Consider the following 20,114-nt stretch of genomic DNA (forward strand, 5'->3'; position numbering starts at 1 on the left):
CATGGCGACCTTGATATTGACCGCCGTCGGGACCGCGGTGGGCGGACCGATCGGTGGTGCGATCGGCGCGTTGATCGGGCAGTCGGTGGATCACGCGCTGTTCGCGCCGAAGCGGCGGGAGGGGCCGCGGCTGGTCGAGCTGGCGGTGCAGACCTCGTCCTATGGCGCGCAGATTCCGAAGCTGTTCGGGACGATGCGCGTGGCGGGTACGGTGATCTGGGCGACCGACCTGATCGAGAGCCGGTCGACATCGCGGTCGGGCAAGGGCCAGCCGAGCGTCTCGACCTATTCCTATGCGGCATCGTTTGCGGTGCTGTTGTCGGCACGCGCGATCCTGGGCGTCGGGCGGATCTGGGCGGAGGGCAAGCTGCTGCGCGGCGCGGCTGGGGACTTCAAGACGGCGACCGGGTTCCGGTTGCATCTGGGAGGCGAGGACCAGGCGGTGGATCCGTTGATCGCATCGGCCGAGGGGGGAGCGACACCGGCGTATCGGGGGTGCGCCTATGCGGTGTTCGAGACGTTGCAGCTGGCGGATTTCGGGAATCGGATCCCGTCGCTGACGTTTGAGGTGATTGCCGACGACGGTGCGGTGCTGGTGTCGACGATCGCCCGCGTGCTGGCCGGGGAGGTTTCGGGGACGGCGGTGCTGGCGGTGGGCGGGTTCGCGGCGTCGGGCGGGAGCGTCGGGGCGGTGCTGGCGATGCTGGGGCAGGCGAGCGGGGCGTGGTTTGCGCCGTCGGGGACCGGCCTGGTCATGCGCAGTGCGGCGGGGACGACCGTGGCGGTGGTCGACGAGGGGTTTGCGGTTTCAGGCAAGGGCGTGCGGCGGGCACGCGCGGTGGCGGCGATCGAGACCGTGCCGCGGACGGTGACGGTCGGCTATTACGACGCGGCGCGCGATTACCAGGCGGGCCTGCAACGCGCGCGGCGGCCGGGGGCGGGTATGCGCGACGTGTCGGTCGATGTCCCGGCGGTGCTGGCGGCGGGCGCGGCGAAGACGGTGGCGGAGGCGATGCTCGCGCGCGCCGAGGCCGGGCGGGTGCGGCGGACGGTCGCTGCCGGGTTCGCGGCGATGGGGATGGCGCCGGGGGCTTGCGTGACCGTTGCCGGGGAGGGCGGCGTCTGGCGGGTGGCCGATGTGAGCATCGAGGGCATGGTGACGACGCTCGGGTTGGTGTCGCTGGTAACGGCATCGGTGCCGGCGACGGCGACGAGCGGTCGGGTTTCGGGGGCGGTGGATGCGGTGATCGGGGCGACGATCCTGCGCGCGGTCGAGCTGCCGGGGCTGGAGGATGCACCGCTGTCGGCGCCGCGGATGACGGTGGTGGCCGCAGGCGAGGGCGCGGCGTGGCGGCAAGCGGCGCTGCTCTACAGCATGGACGACGGCGTGAGCTGGGTGGCGGCCGGGGCAACCGCGGCGCCTGCGGTGCTGGGGACGATCGCGGTCGTGGCGTCGGGGGCGTCGGCGACGCTGGTCGACCGGCACGGCGCGTTCGAGGTGGTCCTGGCGCACGCGGACATGGATCTGGGCGATGCGGATGCGGCGGCGCTCGATCGCGGCGTCAACCTGGCGCTGCTGGGGGACGAGCTGGTGCAGTTCGGCCGGGCGGAACCGCTGGGCGCGGGGCGCTGGCGGTTGAGCGGATTGCTGCGCGGGCGGCGGGGGACCGAAGCTGAGGCGGGTCTTCAGGGCGTCGGGGATCGGTTCGTGCTGATCGAGGCGGAGGCCGTGCGGACGTTCGACCTGCCGCTAGCCGCACTCGGGCGCGAGATCCAGGTGATGGCGTCCGGGGTCGGCGATGCCACCCCGGTGGAGACGCGCTGCACGATGCGCGGCGCGTCGGTGGTGCCGCCATCGCCGGTGCATCTTGGCTGGCGTGGCGAGGCGGATGGCAGCGCAGTGGTGCGGTGGACGCGGCGGAGCCGGGCAGGATGGCGCTGGATCGACGGGGTCGATGCGCCGCTGGCCGAGGAAAGCGAGGGGTACCGGGTGACGCTGACGACCGGAACCGACGTTCGCGACGTCGATGTCGGAGTGCCGTCGATCGTCCTGAGCGCGGCGGAGCGGGTGGGGCCGGTCGCCGTCGTGGTGCGGCAGCGCGGCATGTTCGGCGAGTCGCTGCCGGCGGAACTGATCGTACCGGCCTGATAATCGAACGGGGGAACGAAAGATGAGCGACGACATCACACCGCGGCTGGCATTGCCGTTGCTGCAGCCCGGGCAGGCGCAGAAGGAGACGACTCACAACGAGGCGCTGACGGTGCTGGACCTGGCGGTACAGGCAAGCGTGCTGGCGGTCGGCACCAACGTACCGCCGGCGACTCCGGTGTCGGGCGGCGCCTGGATCGTCGGGGCTGCGCCGACCGGGGGCTGGGCCGGGCAGGCGCACGCGATCGCGGGGTGGACCAGCGGCGGATGGCGGTTCGTCGGGGCGCGCGACGGGATGGCCGCCTGGAGCATCGCCGACGGACAGGTCGCGCGGTTCGTCGGCGGCGCCTGGACGCTGGGCGTGCTGGCGGGCAGTCGTGTTTCGATCGGCGGCAACGACGTGGTCGGCGCGCGCCGTGCCGCGATCGTCGACCCGGCCGGCGGCACGATCGTCGATACCGAGTCCAGGGCCGCAATTGGCGCCATATTGGGCGCCCTTCGAGGGCATGGCCTGATTTCCGGCTAAAACACCCCGAAAACTGTGTCGTTCCAGCAACAGTATCAACTTTTGTTAGCTTGCGTGGAAACAAGCCCGAGGATAGGGAGTTTGCGATGTCCGTGTGACACTCATGAAAGGGGATTAGTATGCGGAAGCTTGCCGTCGTTCTGGCACTCGCCTCCACCGCACTCGCCACTCCCGCCCTCGCCCGCGATAAGTCGTGGTACGTTGGCGTCGAAGGCGGTGCGATGATCGTTGAAGACATCGACTATGATATCGGCGCATTGAACAATGCCGGTTCGGTCGATCATGACTATGGTTACGATGTCGACGCCGTAATGGGCTACGACTTTGGCGGTTTCCGCCTCGAAACCGAAGTCGGTTACCGCAAGGCAACCGTGGACGGCTATTCGTCGACCACGACCACGCCGATTTTCGCCGCTAACGGCGCTCGCGGCAACTACCCAGCCGGCAATGCCGACTTCGCTGGTGGTTCGTCGTCGGCTCTCAGCTTCATGCTGAACGGCCTTCTGGACTTCGGTCCGGACGATGGCATCCAGGGCTTCGTCGGCGGTGGTGTTGGTGTTGCTCGCGTCAAGGCGCAGTACGCACTTAACAACAACGGCGACTTCCTGAACGACTCGGACACCGTGTTCGCGTATCAGGGCCTGGCCGGTATCCGTGCACCGCTGAGCGACCACATCGACGCGACGCTGAAGTATCGTTTCTTCAACGCCGAGAACGTCAAGCTGGTCGACGTTTCGAACCGCGTGTTCGACGGTCGCTTCCGTTCGCACAGCATCCTTGGTGGTGTGACGTACAACTTCGGCGAGCCGGCTGCACCTCCCCCGCCGCCGCCGCCGCCGCCGCCGCCTCCCCCCCCTCCCCCGCCGCCCCCGGCGCCGGTGGATGTGGTCTGCTCGCCTGGTCCGTTTATCGTGTTCTTCGAATGGGACAAGTCGGACATCACGCCAGAGGCAGCGTCGATCCTCGACAACGCGATCACGCAGTACCAGTCGTGCGGCAACGCACAGGTCATGCTCGCAGGTCACGCGGACAAGTCGGGTTCGGCTTCGTACAACGTCGGTCTGTCGCAGCGTCGCGCAGATGGCGTGAAGGCGTACCTGTCGTCGCATGCCATCCCAGACGGTGTCATCTCGACGGAAGCATTCGGCGAGAGCCGTCCGCGCGTCGAGACCGCCGATGGCGTTCGCGAAGTGCAGAACCGTCGCGTGGAAGTCACCTACGGTCCGGGTTCGGGCCAGTAAGACTTTCGCCAGTCGATCCTCGGATCGGCTACGGAATGAAGATCGGGGAGGTCGGCGCAAGCCGGCCTCCCTTTTCTTTTGTGCTTTGCGCGAGTGGGGTTTGAGTCGCGGGTTTCGTGGATTTGGTAGGCGTTGATTCTGTTCGCGCGGAGGCGCGGAGGCGCGGAGATGGATCGTTCCGGGAGGGCGCGCCCGCGAATGCGGCTTTCGGGTATCGGCTTCGCCCTTCAGCAACCGGATCAGCCGACGTGCCACCACATTCTCAAGCGGAAACTCTCCGCGCCTCCGCGCCTCCGCGCGAACAAACTCTCTGACTTCCGACCTTGATCGACTGACGGTGCTCAACGAAGCGTCGATGTGTTCACGCAAAGGCGCAAAGGCGCGAAGAGGGTTCGGGCGGGGCAGCGTTGCCTGCTCTTGCACGGGCCTTTTAGAATGACTGCGCCGATTGTCCGATCGTGGACGGTCGAGCAGCTTCGTCGGGGGCTAAGATCTTCGCGCCCCTTCGGCGAAGCTCAGGACAGGCTTTGCGCCTTCGCGCGAACACATCTTCTTGCAGAAATACGCGACGCGAAGCGAGGCTCTACACCGTTGTCGGAGCGTCTTCCGCCAAGGCTGCCGCGAGCCAAGCCGGGATCAGCGCGTCGCCGAGCGCTTCGACGCGGCGGTGTTCTACCATCAGCCCGCGGTCGGGATAGGTGACGCGCGTGCGGGCGCTCGGTTCGGTGAAAGGGGCGACGACGAGGCGGCGGTTAACCTTCGAACGGTGGTGCATGCGCGCCGTGTTCTCCTGGCCTACGTAACACCCCTTGGTGAAGCTGACGCCGTTCAGCTCCCGCGCATTGCATTCGAGCCACAGCGTTTCGCCCGCACCGAGCTCCGCGATGCCTTCGGGGACGCCGAGCGACAGGCGATGCGTGTGCCAGCCGCTCGCGGCGGGGCCCTCGGGCGCGAGCCAGCGGTTCCCAAGCGCGGCTAGGCGCGGGTCGGGTACGCCTTGATCGCCGGTTAGCGACCAATGGACCTTGAGGTCGTCGGGCTGGAGCGTGATCGCGCGGCGCAGGCGGTAGAGCGACAGGCGTTTCGTCAATGCCTCGGCCTGTGCGGCTTCGACGTCGATCAGCACGTCGTCGCCATCCGCCCACAGGATGAAGTCGAACAGCGCCTTGCCCTGCGGCGACAGCAACGCGGCCCAGTCCGGGGTGGCGGGGGTGAGCAGCGCCGTGTCGGCGGTCACCAGCCCTTGCAGGAAGCCCCGTACGTCTTCGCCGGCGACGCGGATCACGCTGCGGTCCGCGAGCATCGTTCCGGGCGTCGCGTCGGGAATGGGCTGGGTCATCGTTACCACCTAGTGCGTGCGGGGCGATTTCCAAGCGTGACGGGATTCCGGGCGGGCGGCGGCTGGCGTCTGTGGGTTCGCGTCGATAGGAAGGCGGCATGACCGACCGCCTCACGATCCGCCGCCCCGATGACTGGCACGTCCACCTGCGCGATGGCGCGATGCTGGAGGCGGTGGCGAAGTACACCGCGCGGCAGTTCGCGCGCGCGATCATCATGCCGAACCTGACCCCGCCGGTGACCTCGATCGCGGCGGCCAGGGCCTATCGCGAACGGATCATGGCGGCGGTGGGCGATGCCGCGTTCACCCCGCTGATGACGTGCTATCTCACCGACGGCATCGATCCCGCCGAGATCGAGCGCGGCCATGCCGAGGGCGTTTTTACCGCCTGCAAGCTGTACCCCGCGCATGCGACGACCAATTCGGCGCACGGTGTCACCGATATCCGCGCGCTGACGGGGGTGCTGGAGACGCTGCAGCGGATCGGCATGCCGCTGCTGATCCACGGCGAGGTGACCGACAAGTCGATCGACATCTTCGACCGCGAGGCGGTGTTCGTCGAGCGCGTGCTGACACCGCTGGTGCGCGACTATCCCGGCCTGAAGATCGTGCTGGAGCATATCACGACCGCGGAAGCTGCGGCGTTCGTGACCGAGGCGGATCATCCGATCGCCGCGACGATCACGCCGCAGCATCTGCTGATCAATCGCAACGCGCTGTTCGACGGGGGGCTGCGGCCGCACGCCTATTGCCTGCCGGTGCTAAAGCGCGAGACACACCGGCTAGCAGTGCGGCGCGCGGCGGTGTCGGGATCGCCGCGGTTCTTCCTGGGGACCGACAGTGCGCCGCATGTCGTCGGCGCCAAGGAGTCCGGGTGCGGGTGCGCGGGCATCTTCAACGCGCCGTTCGCGCTGGAGTCGTATCTGAGCGTGTTCGACGCCGAGGGCGCGCTCGACAAGTTCGAAGGCTTCGCGTCGGAGCACGGCGCGCGGTTTTATGGGTTGCCGTTGAACGAGGGCACCGTGACGCTGGTGCGCGGCGAGGCCGTAGTGCCGGCGTCGATCGGATCGGGGGAAACGGCGGTGGTGCCGTTCCTGGCCGGAACCGATGCCGGGTGGCGGTTCGAGGGGTAGGGGCGTCTCCGAACATCGGTCATCCCGACTTTCGTCAGGACGACGCCTTCAGCCGGTCGAGCCACAATCGTGCTTCCTTCTGTTCACCAACCGCGCTCGCGCTGACCGGGCCTCTTGCGGCGAAGAAGTCGCGGTGCAGCGCAAAGGGTTCGAGCATCAGGCGCTCGCGCATCGAGTCGATGTCGGTTCCCATTTCCGAAAGCGCGGCGATGGTGGGGGCGATCGCGGCGCGGACGCGGCGATCGGTGGTGCGGTCGAACAGGCCTAGCGACCCGGCTGCGGTCTTTTCGAGGGCGGCGAGGAGCGTCTCGCGGTATTCGGTTTCGAGGTCTTCGCGCTGGGCGTCGAGACGGGCGAGGCGGTCGGGTTTTGCCATTGTTTGGGCGTAGCGGTTGGGGTGGGGGCGTCAACTTTTGCGCTGGGCTTTGCGGCCCGTGCATGAGGAGCCTTGCGGTTTGGGCGCGCGCCGTGGGCAAAGCCCGCGTCGTTGGACGGGGCTTTGCCCCGCCGGCCGGGCTTGCGCGAGTCAGCGGGACGTGGCCCGCTGCCGCGCTGCGCCTAAAACGGCAACCACCTCGATTTGTGCGTGATGTTCATATACCCGACGTTGACGCCCGCGCGCCAGCCGACGCCCAAGCGGATCGGGATCAGGACGACGTTGCCGCGGCGCAGATACGTGGCGGCGAAACCGCCTACCAGGTACAGCCGGCCTTCGACGGCGGGGAAGCGTTTGTAGAGCTCTTCGGTGTCGTAGAGGTTGTAGACCAGCACGAACACCTTGTTCGCGTCGCCACCCACGTCGAAGCCGACCGACGGGCCGGTCCAGTAGACCGGCTGCTGCCCCTCGACCTTGTGGCTCATGATTCCCGAGCCATACCGCACGCCGAGGATGAACGCGCCCGATGCCTCGCGGCCGGCGATATAGGCGTTGGGCTGGCCCTGGTCCTTGAGGATGTTCTCGAGGATGCCGCCAAGCCCCGCCGCGCCCTTGCCGAACACGCCTTCGCCCGCCGCGAGCAGGTCGTCGCGTTCGTAGGTATCGGCCGCCTGGGTCGTCGCCTCGGCGCGGGCCGCCTGCGAGGAGGGTCCTGCGGCTGGGCCGACAGGGGGGACGCCTGATGGGGCAGGGGCGGTGGTGGGATCGCTCTGGACGATCGTCTCGGTCTCGGCCGGGCGCGATGGCTGGGTGGTCGTCTGCGGCCGCGTCGGCGCCGTGTAGGCCTGGGGTGCGAGGTCGCCATCGATCGCCTGGTTGGGATCGATCGTGCGGACCTGTGCGGTCGCGCCTCCGCTGATAACGGCCGCGATGGCACCGAGGCCAAGCCAGAAGCTACGCATGATGATCCCCAAACTCGCCGGAAAGACCGGCCGAAAAACCGGACGGAAAACCGGAGGACGCCCCGACGGGCAGGGTGCCCCTGATCCGCGCAGGTTAACCAACGTCCGCCTTGCCGCGCAATGAACGATCGGGCCGCGCATGTCGAATTTGGCCCAACACGTCCGAATTCGCGGTGAACGACCGGATTCGGCCTATTTCCCCCGAGTTCGCCCGAGTTGATGGGAGGATCGACCGAATTGCGGAACCGACGCGATTACAGGCGTTGCCCCGCGGCACGACCCTCGCTATAGCCCCGCATCTGCTGCAGCCGGAGACGTGGGTGAGTGGCTGAAACCAGCGGTTTGCTAAACCGCCGTACCGGGTTTACTGGTACCGAGGGTTCGAATCCCTCCGTCTCCGCCAATATTTGCTGGCAAGCCTTTGAATTCGCTACGGAATATGGCCCTAGATGGTCATCGGCCCCACACTTGGCCCCACATTCGTGCATGCCGTTACGCGGAGCTGGTCAAGCCCGGAAGGGTACCACGATTATTTGCCGTTAGTTTCCAGCCCTGATGCGATAGTGCGCGCTCGGGTCACGCGGTATTTTTTGACGTTTTCAGGCGTCCTTAAATCGAGCGATTTGCCGAAGCTGACCCTCAAGCCCTTTGAGCTGTCTGCCGACCACGTCGATGTCGATTGCACCACCCCGCAGCGCCTCTGACGCCGCCTTGCGCTTTTGATGCTGCCGGTGGGGTGCGGACACGGCGCCGTCACGAAGGATGACGCCGGTGATCTCCGCTGGCCGATCAATGAACGACTTCTCCTTATGGTACTCAAGGCCGTATCGTCGAATGATCGTCTTGATATACCATAGGTCGCTAAGCGGCACCTTTTGGCCCGATACGGTTACGTCATCGATATACACCGTAAGAACATAATCGCGAGATTTGCAGAAGGCGGCAATCTCTGCCCACATGTCATGGAACGCGAAATACGCCAGTATTGGACTAAGGGGACTGCCCGTTGGCAAGCGGCCCTTGAAGGTCGCTAGGTCGGTTAGCAATCCGGCCGCGTCACCTCGAAGCCCCATGACGGTCTTAAAAAACCAAAAAACTCGCCGACTGGGCGTGCTCGGGAAAAACCTTTTGATGTCTAGGCAGCGGACCGCTCGGTTATGACGGTGGGCGGCGGCGTTCGATATGTACGAACGGCCTTTGACTGGACAGAACAAGAAATCTGGAGCTTCAATCTGTGACAAGGCCGATGCGATACGCCCGTGTACCGCTTTCAGCGCTGGGACAGGGTCCTCACAATGACGAAGCTTTCCGCCGGCCTTGGGAATGTCGAACTCTCGGTAGCGTAAGTCGAGCGCGCAGAGGTCACGTAGGTCCTGAAGCGACGTACCGAGTACCTTGGCTAACCGCTCCGGGCTCGACACTTTGAAGAGCCGGGATTGATTAATAGCGATCTTACGCTTGTTCGGCATGCTCTCGACCCGATCTTGCCTCTAAGAACTGGAGTAGGGCGAGCACCTTGCCAGCGACAAACGATCTGGGGCCACTGACCGGCGCACCATCAAGACTCTCGGCAAAAAACATGATCGAAGAAACTGGCATGTCGAAGGCAGTCGCATACTTCTGAATCACTGCAAGCGTGGGCGTTTTATCACCTCGCTCGATGTCTGAGATATACGACGTCGATACGCCTAACCGCGCAGCGGCATCCTTTTGCTTGAGGTCATGATAGACCCGGATCAGTCTGAGGGCTTCTGCTAACACCTTGATCTCCTGAGGTGTAAATCAGGGTGGCGTCTAGTTTCGGAAAACCTTGATGATGGTCTCAACTAGCTGAAGGATCTGGAGGATCCATTTGCCAATCTCGATTACCAGCTTCATGGTCTGCGGCCGGATAAGTGGCTTTGCCCACCTCCGCCGCCGTCCCGTCTTAACACGCCCACGTTCTCCGTTCGGTTCCAATGTTGCCATCGGCTTGGGTCCTTCTTTGCCCCCTCCACAACATTATGGAGGTGTCGCCTGGACGCGGAAGGTATGGGGAGAGAACGCTTAACCCTGATCACAATGGCGGGCCCGGTCGCCGGGGCCGCCCCGACCGCGCATCACACTCGCGCAGCCTTAAGTTAAAAGGCACTCGGCCTTTCTAGAGGGTTGCCCCTCGGTAAATGACGACTTGTCCCCTTTTCACCTGAACTGACGCACCGATATCCAAATCGCGGACAGGTCGCAAGGAAAATCCGCTCTAAGCGGATTTTATTAGCCTAGGCGCTGGCGCTTTATGCTGCGTATCGACCGTCTGTCAGGCGCCGAGCCATGCCGAGGCCAGCGAGCGCATCAAGCACTGGCCGGACGGTAGCCGCCCGCTTGCCCTTGAAGCTGCGCGCAATGTCCTGAGCTGCTAACGGTGCGGCGGCGGCGGCGAGGACCTGCTGCACCGCGCCCACCTGCTCGGTCAGGGTGGCTGGCCACAGGATGATGTTGTCGGGCACGGCGGCAGCGCCATCACCCAGATCGAACGTCGCAGAGACCGGCGTCCGGTAGCCGGGGTCCTGAAATTCTGGACGCAAATACCGGATCAGGCCATGCGCCTCTTCGGCAGCGCGCTCCTTGTTGAGCGCAACCAACCGTTCGATAATCACTGCGTCAGCTAAGCGGCCGGCTGCATGGTCCTCAGCCCAGCCATAGGCTTGGGCGACGAAGCCATCTATCGCGTCATGATGCTGACGGATCAGCGTCACTAGTCCGCGATCGTGAGTGTCGCGCTCTTTGAGAGTGAGTGGTGGGCCGCCCGCGTCTGCGGCCCGTAACGCTTCTAACACATTGTAGAGGCCGGTTAGAGTTAGGTCCTGATGTTCGGCGAGCACCCGTTTGCGAAGTGCGTCGAGTGCATCCGCCTCTGCGCGGACGCGGTCTTTGAGTGGTTCGGATACGTCGGTAGGGAAGGGGAATGGGTCGAAACAGCGCGACTTGCTGTAGCGGGGATCGTCGCCCACCCCCATCCTGCCGCCGCTCGCCGTAGCCCAAAGACAATGAAATCTGCTCGAAAGAATGCCAAGCTCAAACCCGTTCTCCACGGCGACACAGACTAGCATGTTGTCGGGGAGGGTATCGGCTGACAAAAACTGAAAGACGCGGTGCTTGGCAGTTTCTGGCGTTGCTATGTACCGGGGGAGACCTGCTAACGCCGCCCTAAGGAGGGTGTTTCGTCTCCCGAACATCCACCATAGTTCCCGTCGCGACTTCTCACGATTGCTCGCACGCACGGGCTTCATATGAACGAGCAGATGTTGATATATGGATGGTAACGTGGCTTGAAGCGTCTGCTCATCCCAGCCATCTACATCGATGATCATCACGTTCCGTGGTCGGGCCGCCAGATCTTTACCGTTTCGATATAACTTGATCACTTTGGACGCAGCTATGTCACGACCGTAGCCAAGTTTTATGGCTTCCTCAGGCGTCACAATGAATCCGTCGCCGTGAAGCTTCACGCCCGGCGAACAGATAATGTCATTCGATTTTAGTGGAACCGTGGCGGTCAGATCCGCGCCTGTGCGAAGGTCGCTTCCAATAACGCCGGCCGCTTGCACGAACTCAATGCGTTCTGGCGCGTCGCGCTCGTCAACGACGTTCAGCAATAGGCCTTCGGTTTTTCCTCTAGCCGTGACAGTCATTGCGATCCGCACCGCCGCACCATCCTTCTCATCTACCCAAGGGTGATTGGGGATCGCGAAGCGCAGCGATATGGGGTCTTTGGCGTCGAGGTGCTTCGCAATGACACGACGGCTGAATAACTGTGTGATGGAATTGGTAGTGACGAAGCCGAAGCGGCGCGTGCCGCTTTTGCGGACGGCAAGTGCGGCCTTGTCCCACCAATGCATGACGAAGTCGGCGCTTTCTGGTACGTCGGTCGTGCGGAACAGTGCCTCGAAATATCCGTCACCAAGCTTTTCCCGCACGTCTTTACCGCCAATGAAGGGCGGATTTCCTACGATGAAATCGGCCCTGGGCCATTTCGCAGCGCGCGGCTTTGCGTAGCGATACACTTCAACCCGCGCCGCCTCGTCAGGTACGAGCTTTCCCGTTGTGGCGTGCAGCTTCACGGTCTCGCCGTCCCAACGCGAAACCGGCGCGCCAGTCTCGTCGCGCTCTAACTCCAGTGCGTCCCACTCGATAAGTGCATCGCGATTCTCGATGGTGCGGATGTCGCGCAGGATCGGCTCAGGCGGCGAACGGTCCTTGCCGTTCACGCGGAAGTGCCACTGAAGATAGCCAATCCAGAGCACAAGCTGGGCAATAGCGGCGGCGCGCGGATTGATCTCGATACCCAGAAAGTTTTCAGGCGTGATCGTATGGCCGGTCAGTTCGGCGAGGTATTGATCGTCGCCAAGATCCACGAGCAGGTCGAGCACCTCGCCCTCTAGCTCCTTCATCCGCGCCATAGCGACGTAAAGGAAGTTGCCAGTGCCGCACGCCGGGTCGAGCACGCGCGTACCCGCCAGCTTGCCGTGGAAGGCTTCGACTGTCTTCCGCGCCTCGTCGGGTTTGCCCTGAGCAATCAGCTCGGTCGCGGCGACGCGCACGCCCGCCCAGTCGGCGCGTAACGGTTCCATGATGGTCGGTCCCACCAGCCGCTCGACGTAGGCGCGCGGCGTGTAGTGCGCGCCGAGCTTCGCGCGCTCTTTCGGGTTCAAGGCGCGTTCTAACAGCGTGCCGAAGATGGCCGGCTCCACCTCCGTCCAATCCTTCAGCGATGCTTCGATCAGTACCTCCAGCTCGATCTTCTCAAGCGGCAGCGCAGCGGTGTCCTTGAAAAGATAGCCGTTGAATCGCTTGACCGGGATGCCGAGGGCCGGGGCGAACACGCCCTTATCCATTGCTTCCCACAGTGCGGAAAGCTGATGGTGGATGTGTTCGGGGTGATTGAGCTGGCCGCGCAGCAACGTCTTGAAGCTGTCCTGCGGTAGCAGGACGCCGGTGTCCTCAGCGAACATTGTGAAAAGGATGCGAGACAGGAAGCCACTAACGGCGTCGGGTGAATGGCCCCGCCCCTCTAGACGCCGTGAGACGGTGGCGAGCAGGTCAGCAATCTCGCGGGTGACGCGGGCGGCCTGAGTTGACGGGTCGAGGCTGTCAGGCTCGGTCCAGATTGAAGCGAGACGGTCGCGCACGTCCTCGTCGCGCAGGTCCTCCAGCATGATGCGATAACGCGAGCGGTCGGGGAACTGTGCATATGCCTTCCCGCTGCCGGTGAAGTCGGCATAGACCTCAATACAATAGCCGATGTCCGCGATAAGCAGGAACGGCGGCCAGCCATGATCAACAGGGAGAGCCTTAGCGTACCGTTCGGCCTGCCCCTTGGCCTGCACCATCGCCTTTGCCCAGCCCGGAGTGCCGCGACGTGCGGTACCGCGCTTCATGCGCGCAGTGGCCGTCTGCCCGAATAGGTCTAAATCATCTTCGCCACGTTCGGCGGCGGCGCGGTCGGCATCACTGCCCTGCTTGGCTTCGAGAATGAATGCACTGCGCTTGTAGGCATCGATCCGGCCGAAGCTGGAAGTGCCGTCGCCGTTGTCCTGAAAAACGCGGCGCTCAAAGACATAGTCGTTATGCGCGTCGTCGGTGCGGCTTCCATGCGGCGGCTCGACCTCGATCAACTGGCACAGGGCGTTAATGAAGCTCTGCGTGTTCGCCAGCTCCGACCCGCCAGTCTCGCGCCAGTGCGCGATGAACGCTTCAATATCGGTGGCGGCGGTGTTCATGAACCCAAGGATTAGAGCTATTGGCTCGACGGGCGCAATGGGAGTGCCTCAGAATCTTCAGGAGCGCGTTCCGAGCAAAGCGGGAATGTGAGGCGGGTGATACGCGAACGGCTCCTAGCGGGCCTCTAGCGGCAAAGATCGAGCAGTTGCCGGTGTTCGCGGTTCCCACGCTCCCACCAAGTCAGTCTCTCGCCATCGGTAACAATGCGGCGTACATATATACCATCCTTGTGTACTTCGGCTTGCCAGTACCCCCCTCGCATACGATCCAGCTTAGCGAGCAGGGACTTTCGCTCGGGCCAAGTCAGCGAGGATGCAACAAACTTTAGTTCCCCGGTCTCCATGTCAAGGAACTCACCATTTCGTCTGTGCGATCCAACGCGGACCCGAGTGGCTAGAACGTGATCGCTATGCATTGCCAATCGATATGCCTTACCTTCACGGAGATATCTGGTGCATACCTGTCGAAGCCGCTTTGCCAGCAATTCCAGCGTGCACTCTGGATCAGGTCGAAGCGCAATGCTTTCGCCAATCTCGAGTTCATAAAGGCGCTGCAGAGGTGATTGCCGTCCCTGAGTCATATATTTGATCCCGAAGAGTGAGAACCTCTCGTTCTAAAGCAACTTAGTTTCCTATTTTACTATATTTTATTTTAGGAAACCAAAATTGGCTTCAAGAAATATATATAGAGATACAGGAAACTACCGACTGTAAGAACGAGTTGGGGGTCCTTGAGAACGGAACAGAATGAGAACACAGTATCTCGGCGGCGCGATGCCGATCCGGTGGCGGGTCACAGCCGCTCGACCCACAAAGCGCCATCAGCATCGGTCCACGTACGAAAGTCGCCAAACCCCTTATGGCGCATGTAGCGGACTCGGGTCGTCGCTCGCTCTATCCGGTCGTCGTCAGGATGAGGATCGACCAGCATCGTTCGCCCAACGGTAAGCTGCTTCCAATCAGAGAGCTTCTTCGCCGGGCCCTCGGCGAGCCGGTGCGTACGGATGAGCGCGCCGACGGTCTGTACTTGAAGGTGTATGCCGGTGCATGCCGCTCGTTTAGCGTCAGCATCCGCCCATCGTCGGTGCCACCTAAGCAAGTACTCGTCTTCGCCTTCCGTTGGAAAGGGACCAAACCACTCGGTTTGACCGGGTAGCAGGTAGGTCGCATCGTTGTCCCTTGGTCCGGGGCAGGCACGGTAGAAAATGTCGTCGCCTCGGACTTCGGCATAGTCAGGCAGAAAGTTGTACGGGGTCATCGAAGTACCTCCGCATCGCGAGCGAAGGTGTCGAGGTCGGCCTTTGCGTAACGAACAGCCCCACCAAACTTGCGATATGCCGGACCTTGATTGCCGATCGATCGCCAGCGTGAAAGCGTAGCCTGCGACAGGCCAAGATAATCGGCTGCGCTAGCCTGGGTGAGAAAAGGTGTTTCTGTCATATATACCTCCGTATGTATCCTGACAAACGGAGGTATGGCCTGATGTGTTATTCACGAATATAGTAACATCTTAGTGGTTGTGGGTGGTTGTTAAAATAGTTCCGCGTTTAGTTGCATCTCGATATCGTGGTTGAAGCTCGCCGATCGATCTGCCAAACTGTTTATGCGTTCGGTCAGTCCCGGGCGTGAGGCTTCGTAACCTCCAAGCTCTCGGCCGGTCACAGTTTTGTGGCCGGGCGGCATGTGCGTATGTCCAGTCGGCTAAGCCGATAAAGGTGCATGCGCGCTGGCGAGAGCTTGCGTTACGAACGCCCGGCTCGACCGGGCGGCCTCCGGCGCAGGAGGATGACATGAACGATCGCGTTCGACGCATAATGATTCAGGAGCGGATAAAGGCGGAGCGTCTGGCGAAAGGCGGCTTGCCCCGTGGGGAAAAGCTTGGGCGCTGGGGTCTCGTCGCCGTTGCGATAATCATAACATGTAATCAGCTCATACCCTCGTCGGTGCAGACTGGTCCGCCCCCCTTGGCACGCGAAGAACGCGGAGCCGCACAGTTACTCGCCAGAACTTCGCACATGTCGATCAAAGAAGCCGAGGCCTTTGTCATTGCGAACCGGCCTACTAAACGTGATGAACAGCGCTGGGAAGCGCGGCGTCAGCAACGTGAGGCCGAGGAAGAGGCTTTGCAGCGAGCGTTTCCAAACTAGCGCTATGCTGCTGTATTGGCCCGCCCGGTGATAAGCGCTTCAAGGTCAACGCTGCGTATCAGGCGACGTTTTCCGATCTTGCAATAAGCGAGCTGATCGGCTCCCATTAGATTATACAGCGTGGTCTTGCTCAAGCCGACGGTGGCGGCGGCTTCTTCAACGCTATACGCCAGCCGGCCAAGTCGATCGCGGTGTTCATTATCGTTCATAGCAGTGCGCCTCCGACCGTTCGTCTAGCGACAGGGCCGGTAGCGACGCAATTTGAATAGATGAGACTACACGGTACTTTGGCTCGGCGCGACGTAATCAGCCCATTGGTTCATCATATCCCGTCTTTTCTCAAGATAGTTGGTGCGCCGGTACGCAGCGACCACCTTGTCGGGGATCGCGTGAGCAAGAGCGGTTTCGGCAATCTCGCTTGGGAATGAAGTGCATTCCGCAGCCCAGTCGCGGAAGCTGGACCGAAATCCATGCACCGTCGATTTATCCTTTGTCTCTGTGCGCAGAACCTTGGTCAGCGTCATGTCGCTTAAAGGTTTATGGCTGCTAGGTCCGGGGAAAATCGGTTCGCCTACGACGCCCTTGCGCAGCTTTTTGGCCGTATCGAGCACGGCGACGGCGGCGGCAGTTAGCGGCACAACATGCTCCTTCTTGGCCTTCATGCGCTCTGCTGGAACCGTCCATATTCCGTCGCCAATTTCATCCCATGTGGCGCCACGTACCTCGCCCGATCGGGCAGCGGTCAGAATGAGAAACCGCAAGGCAAGCCGGCCCGCAGTATCGCTCGCTTTGAGCATGGCCATAAGCGACGCCACGTCCTTATGAGGCAGCGATTCAAAATGCTCCGGCCGCTTTGTCTGCCGGGGCAGGCCTGCGCGAATTGACCGCATCGGCGCTTCGCCAAGGCAGTGCCCCCGCGAATAACCCCAATCGAGCACCTTGCCGATCCGCTGAAGGACACGTCGTGCTGTCTCGGGTTTAGTTTGCCAGATGGGTTTAAGAACGTCGAGTACGTCCGCACTGGTCACCCTGTTGATAGGTCGATCACCGATGATCGGGTAGGCAAAGGTCGTTAGCGTATTGATCCACTGCGATTGATGTTTGCTGTTTATCCAGTCCCCCTTCTGCTCATCGTGGACGGTCTTTGCAGCGACACGAAATGTCGGGATAACGGCAGCGGCTTTCTTCGCGGCACGCTTGGCTGCAACAGGGTCTTCGCCTGCGCGGATCTGCTTACGAGCTTCTGCTGCGGCATCACGTGCATCCGCTAATGACACGGCTGGATAGGTTCCTAATCCGATGTCTCTGCGCTTGCCGTTGGCCTGCGCCCGTAGAAGCCACGACTTCGCACCGCTCTCTTTGACGACAAGCAGCAAGCCGCTTCCATCTGAGTAGCGGCCTGCGTCCTTGATCGACTTAACCTTGATGACCGTAAGGTTGCCCATTTCCGCTTCCTCAGCCCCACATTTAGCCCCACACTGCTACGTGGCTTTAGGCGAACGTGAAAGGTCACCTGCGGAAAGTACAGTGTACAAAGCTCTGTTTTACAGGGCCTAATTGATCAGTGACGATTCTGACCGATCATAGGTTAGGAGGACTCCGTCTCCGCCAATATCTGCCGCGTTCTACTCCATCTCGGGACTTGCTGGCGACGCGTGGCGCGTTTGGCCTGCGTCGTTGAAACCCAGTCCGCTAGCGTTTGAAGCAATGGTCGCGGTGCCAGGCCAGGAAATGCGGGTGGGGGCGGTCGGCGGTGCGGGCGGGCGACAGCGCGTAGCCGCTGGTGTTGATGACGCTGCGGATGCTGTCGGGATCGTTGGCCTGACGCGACACCAGGATCTGCAGGTCGTCGGCGAGGCTCAGCAGGCCGCGGTCGAACATCCAATGTGCCGTTCCCGATAGCGCCAGTCCGTTGCCGATGCTGTCGGGGCCGTTCGCCTCGACCGGGCGAATATGCGCCGCCTCGACCTCCGCGCGGCCGCCGCCGTTGATCAGTTTCAGTCCGGTGATCGCGCATCGCTCGTCATAGGCGCGCAGCACGACGCGGCGGAAAACGCGGTCGCGTACCAATCTCGAGGTGAGGCCGGTAACGCGCGGGCGCTCGTGCTCGAAGACGAACGGCATCGGCTCTTCGCGCAGCCGTTCGTCCGGTTGCGAGGGTTCGGTCGCCGGCAGAACCACGCCAGTCCTGGGCAGCACCGGCGTGTCTTCGTCGAGGCCGAGTGTCACGATCCGGTTGAAGTCGGCAGCCGAGAGCGGGCGAACCGCCGATTGCGCGCGCCCCGATATCCGCCCCTGGTCGTTCAGGACGCCGCGCTCGACCGGGCCTGCCGGCCCCGCGAACGGCACCGGCGTGGCGAAGTCGAGATATGAGCCGGGTTCGATCAGCGCGAGATACATGCCGGGCGCTGACGGATCAGGAACGATCCGCTCGACCTTTGCGACCGCGAAATAGCCGCGCGTGTTCGCCACCTTGCGCGGCTCGTAATAGATGATCGAGTCGCCGGTGCAGGGTTCGGCCCGGCTGCGATACTGGGCGGGAAACTGATACCGTTCGGCGGGGCTGTCGTCGTAGATCGAGTCCGAGCGGTGGATGAAGACGCCGAAAGCCATGCCGCACCATAGCTGTGACGGGCAGCGCCGCCAGCGTGGAATGCACAGCCATCGGACTTCGGAGACCGCCAGCGCCACCGGCAAACCAAATTTTGCGGGGGGTGAAGTTCAAACGCGTTTCAATTCCCATTCAATGAGGGGATGTTTGCTGCGTCGAACGGAGGTGACGATGCGGCGACGGGCTTCTTTTGGAACCGGGACTTCGCGAACGGGGTGGCCGACGGTCGTCCTGGCGGGCCTCGTATATGGCGGCTGGCTGGTCGCGACGGCGTGGCATGCGGTGCTGCCTGCACCAGTGCTGGTGCTGGCGAGCGGCTGGCTGCTCGCGTGGCAGGGGTCGTTGCAGCATGAGACGATCCACGGGCATCCGACCCGATGGCGCCGCGTCAACGATGCGATCGGATTCGCGCCACTGTCGCTGTGGCTGCCGTATCGGCTGTATCGCCGGAGCCATGTCGCGCATCACGGCGCCGCGGTCATCACCGATCCCGGGCATGATCCGGAGTCGCGGTATCGATCGCAGGATAGCGGCGTGGCGGGACTGCTCGGGCGGTTGCAGGCGACGTTGGTCGGCCAGATGCTCTTCGGGCCACCGATCTTGGTTGCGCGGTTCCTGCTGGCCGAGGGCGCGCGGGTGGTGCGCGAGCCGGTGCGGGTGGTGCGCGACTGGGCGCCGCACCTGCTCGCCGTGGTCGTGCTGCTGTGGTGGCTCGATCATGTCGGGCTCGGGCTCGGGCGCTACGTCCTGTGCTTCGTCTATCCCGGCATGGCGCTGACGATGCTGCGATCCTATGCCGAGCACCGCGCCGACCTGTCGAGCCCGGGCCGGGCGGCAAGCGTCGAGCGCGGCGGGGTGTTCGGACTGCTGTTCCTCAACAACAACCTGCATGCGGCGCACCATGAGCGACCGTCGCTCGCCTGGTACGACCTGCCCGCCTATCATCGCCGCCATCGCGCGCGGTTCGCGGCGGAGGGCGCGCCGATCTATCGCGGTTATGGCGAGATCGTCCGGCGGTTCGCGTTCAGCGCGCATGACGACATGGTGCATCCGCGGCACAGGGTCACGCCGGCATGAGCGCGCGGATCGCCTCGCTCGGCATGTACGATCTTCCGGCGCAGCAGGGCGCGAACGATCGGCTGTGGGCGGGGATCGCCGCGGCGTTGCGGGCGTCGGGGATTGCGGATGTTCCCGACCGGCTCGATCGAACGCGGTCGGTGCAGGCGATCTGGCGCGATCCGGCTTTGCTGTTGGGGCAGGCATGCGGGTATCCGCTGGTGGCCGACCCGACGCTCGCGCTGCGGGTGCTGGCGTTTCCGGTCTACACGACCGGGGGCGGCAGCGTGGTGGTGGCGCGTCGCGACGATCCGCGTGCCGCGCTCGGGGATTTTCGCGGTGCGCGCGCGGCGATCAACGATCGGCAGTCGAATACCGGCATGAACCTGTTCCGCGCGACGCTGGCGCCGATCGCGTGGGAGGGGGCGGTCTTTGCTAGCGTGATCGAGACGGGCGCGCACCGTGCGAGCATGGCCGCCATCGTCGCGGGCGAGGCGGATATCACGGCGATCGACGCGGTGACGCATGCCGCGCTCGCGCGGTTCGAGCCCGATCTGGTCGACGCGCTCAGGATCGTCGCGCACAGTCCGGCGTCGCCGACGCTGCCGTTCGTCACTGCGGCGTGGACCGATGCCGGCACCGTTGCCGCGCTGCGCCAGGCGCTTGATCGGGCGATCGCCGATCCGGGGCTGGTGGATGCGCGTGCGACGCTGTTGCTGGCGGGGATCGCACCGGGCGACGCCACCGCATTGGAGCCGCTCGCCCGCCTCGCGACCGACGCGGCCCGCGCCGGCTACGCCGAACTCCGCTGAAGG

18 protein-coding genes and 1 tRNA gene are annotated in these 20,114 nt (G+C 63.5%); 8 read left to right on the forward strand and 11 right to left on the reverse strand.

The genetic code is table 11. The annotated features are described in order from the left end of the window. Position 1 precedes the first annotated feature (1 nt). From VH567_RS10880 to VH567_RS10890, 3 genes are all read left to right on the forward strand, one after another. Positions 2 to 2,149 (forward strand): phage tail protein, encoded by a 2,148-nt coding sequence (locus tag VH567_RS10880; protein WP_423325967.1) that lies wholly within the window; start codon positions 2 to 4, stop codon positions 2,147 to 2,149. 22 nt (positions 2,150 to 2,171) lie between these two features. Then, the gene (locus tag VH567_RS10885) at positions 2,172 to 2,675 is read left to right on the forward strand and encodes a DUF2793 domain-containing protein (RefSeq protein ID WP_423325969.1); all 504 of its coding nucleotides are present in this window, start codon (positions 2,172 to 2,174) and stop codon (positions 2,673 to 2,675) included. Between the two features lie 119 nt (positions 2,676 to 2,794). Continuing rightward, positions 2,795 to 3,916, forward strand: a complete 1,122-nt coding sequence (locus VH567_RS10890; protein WP_423325971.1) for an OmpA family protein — start codon at positions 2,795 to 2,797, stop codon at positions 3,914 to 3,916. 583 nt (positions 3,917 to 4,499) lie between these two features. On the opposite strand, the gene VH567_RS10895 is transcribed toward VH567_RS10890, so the two are convergent. Beyond that, positions 4,500 to 5,255, reverse strand: coding sequence for a YgfZ/GcvT domain-containing protein (locus tag VH567_RS10895; RefSeq protein WP_423325973.1), 756 nt, complete (start codon positions 5,253 to 5,255; stop codon positions 4,500 to 4,502). A 98-nt stretch (positions 5,256 to 5,353) separates the two neighbouring features. Here VH567_RS10895 and pyrC point away from each other — a divergent pair, with 98 nt between their 5' ends. After that, positions 5,354 to 6,388, forward strand: coding sequence for a dihydroorotase (gene pyrC / locus VH567_RS10900; protein ID WP_423325975.1), 1,035 nt, complete (start codon positions 5,354 to 5,356; stop codon positions 6,386 to 6,388). 34 nt (positions 6,389 to 6,422) lie between these two features. On the opposite strand, the gene VH567_RS10905 is transcribed toward pyrC, so the two are convergent. Next, positions 6,423 to 6,764, reverse strand: a complete 342-nt coding sequence (locus VH567_RS10905) for a hypothetical protein (protein ID WP_423325976.1) — start codon at positions 6,762 to 6,764, stop codon at positions 6,423 to 6,425. A 182-nt stretch (positions 6,765 to 6,946) separates the two neighbouring features. Beyond that, entirely contained in the window at positions 6,947 to 7,726 is a 780-nt protein-coding gene (locus tag VH567_RS10910) for an EipA family protein (protein WP_423325978.1), read from the reverse strand. Positions 7,727 to 8,036: 310 nt separating this feature from the next. Here VH567_RS10910 and VH567_RS10915 point away from each other — a divergent pair. After that, positions 8,037 to 8,129 (forward strand) — tRNA-Ser (locus tag VH567_RS10915). A 196-nt stretch (positions 8,130 to 8,325) separates the two neighbouring features. Here the strand turns inward: VH567_RS10915 and VH567_RS10920 are convergent. From VH567_RS10920 to VH567_RS10940, 5 genes are all read right to left on the reverse strand, one after another. Next, on the reverse strand, positions 8,326 to 9,195 hold the full coding sequence (locus VH567_RS10920; RefSeq protein ID WP_423325980.1) for a reverse transcriptase family protein: 870 nt from the start codon (positions 9,193 to 9,195) through the stop codon (positions 8,326 to 8,328). After that, complete coding sequence (locus VH567_RS10925; RefSeq protein ID WP_423325982.1) at positions 9,179 to 9,487, reverse strand: helix-turn-helix transcriptional regulator; 309 nt, start codon at positions 9,485 to 9,487, stop codon at positions 9,179 to 9,181. The genes VH567_RS10920 and VH567_RS10925 overlap by 17 nt, the downstream gene beginning before the upstream one ends. 512 nt (positions 9,488 to 9,999) lie before the next feature. Next, positions 10,000 to 13,485: a class I SAM-dependent DNA methyltransferase gene (locus VH567_RS10930; protein WP_423325984.1), complete on the reverse strand. Its 3,486-nt coding sequence runs from the start codon at positions 13,483 to 13,485 to the stop codon at positions 10,000 to 10,002. 793 nt (positions 13,486 to 14,278) lie between these two features. Beyond that, positions 14,279 to 14,743: a hypothetical protein gene (locus VH567_RS10935; protein ID WP_423325986.1), complete on the reverse strand. Its 465-nt coding sequence runs from the start codon at positions 14,741 to 14,743 to the stop codon at positions 14,279 to 14,281. Further along, positions 14,740 to 14,925 carry a helix-turn-helix transcriptional regulator gene (locus VH567_RS10940; protein WP_423325988.1) on the reverse strand — a complete coding sequence of 62 codons (186 nt, stop codon included), beginning with the start codon at positions 14,923 to 14,925 and terminating at the stop codon, positions 14,740 to 14,742. Before VH567_RS10940 ends, VH567_RS10935 begins: the two co-directional genes overlap by 4 nt. A 350-nt stretch (positions 14,926 to 15,275) precedes the next feature. Here VH567_RS10940 and VH567_RS10945 point away from each other — a divergent pair, with 350 nt between their 5' ends. Next, a complete protein-coding gene (locus VH567_RS10945; RefSeq protein ID WP_423325990.1) occupies positions 15,276 to 15,632 on the forward strand; it encodes a hypothetical protein in 357 nt (118 codons plus the stop codon). Between the two features lie 2 nt (positions 15,633 to 15,634). Here the strand turns inward: VH567_RS10945 and VH567_RS10950 are convergent, their stop codons facing one another. From VH567_RS10950 to VH567_RS10960, 3 genes are all read right to left on the reverse strand, one after another. Beyond that, positions 15,635 to 15,841 (reverse strand): helix-turn-helix domain-containing protein, encoded by a 207-nt coding sequence (locus tag VH567_RS10950; protein WP_423325992.1) that lies wholly within the window; start codon positions 15,839 to 15,841, stop codon positions 15,635 to 15,637. A 66-nt stretch (positions 15,842 to 15,907) separates the two neighbouring features. Further along, positions 15,908 to 17,077, reverse strand: coding sequence for a tyrosine-type recombinase/integrase (locus VH567_RS10955; RefSeq protein WP_423325994.1), 1,170 nt, complete (start codon positions 17,075 to 17,077; stop codon positions 15,908 to 15,910). A gap of 247 nt (positions 17,078 to 17,324) precedes the next feature. Further along, a complete protein-coding gene (locus VH567_RS10960; protein WP_423325996.1) occupies positions 17,325 to 18,245 on the reverse strand; it encodes an HNH endonuclease in 921 nt (306 codons plus the stop codon). A gap of 169 nt (positions 18,246 to 18,414) precedes the next feature. Here VH567_RS10960 and VH567_RS10965 point away from each other — a divergent pair, with 169 nt between their 5' ends. Further along, a complete protein-coding gene (locus VH567_RS10965) occupies positions 18,415 to 19,320 on the forward strand; it encodes a fatty acid desaturase (RefSeq protein WP_423325998.1) in 906 nt (301 codons plus the stop codon). Continuing rightward, positions 19,317 to 20,111, forward strand: coding sequence for a phosphate/phosphite/phosphonate ABC transporter substrate-binding protein (locus VH567_RS10970; RefSeq protein WP_423326000.1), 795 nt, complete (start codon positions 19,317 to 19,319; stop codon positions 20,109 to 20,111). The genes VH567_RS10965 and VH567_RS10970 overlap by 4 nt, the downstream gene beginning before the upstream one ends. Positions 20,112 to 20,114 lie beyond the last annotated feature (3 nt).

Origin of the sequence: Sphingomonas sp. 4RDLI-65, from assembly GCF_049472435.1 — a bacterium.
GTDB lineage: Bacteria > Pseudomonadota > Alphaproteobacteria > Sphingomonadales > Sphingomonadaceae > Sphingomonas.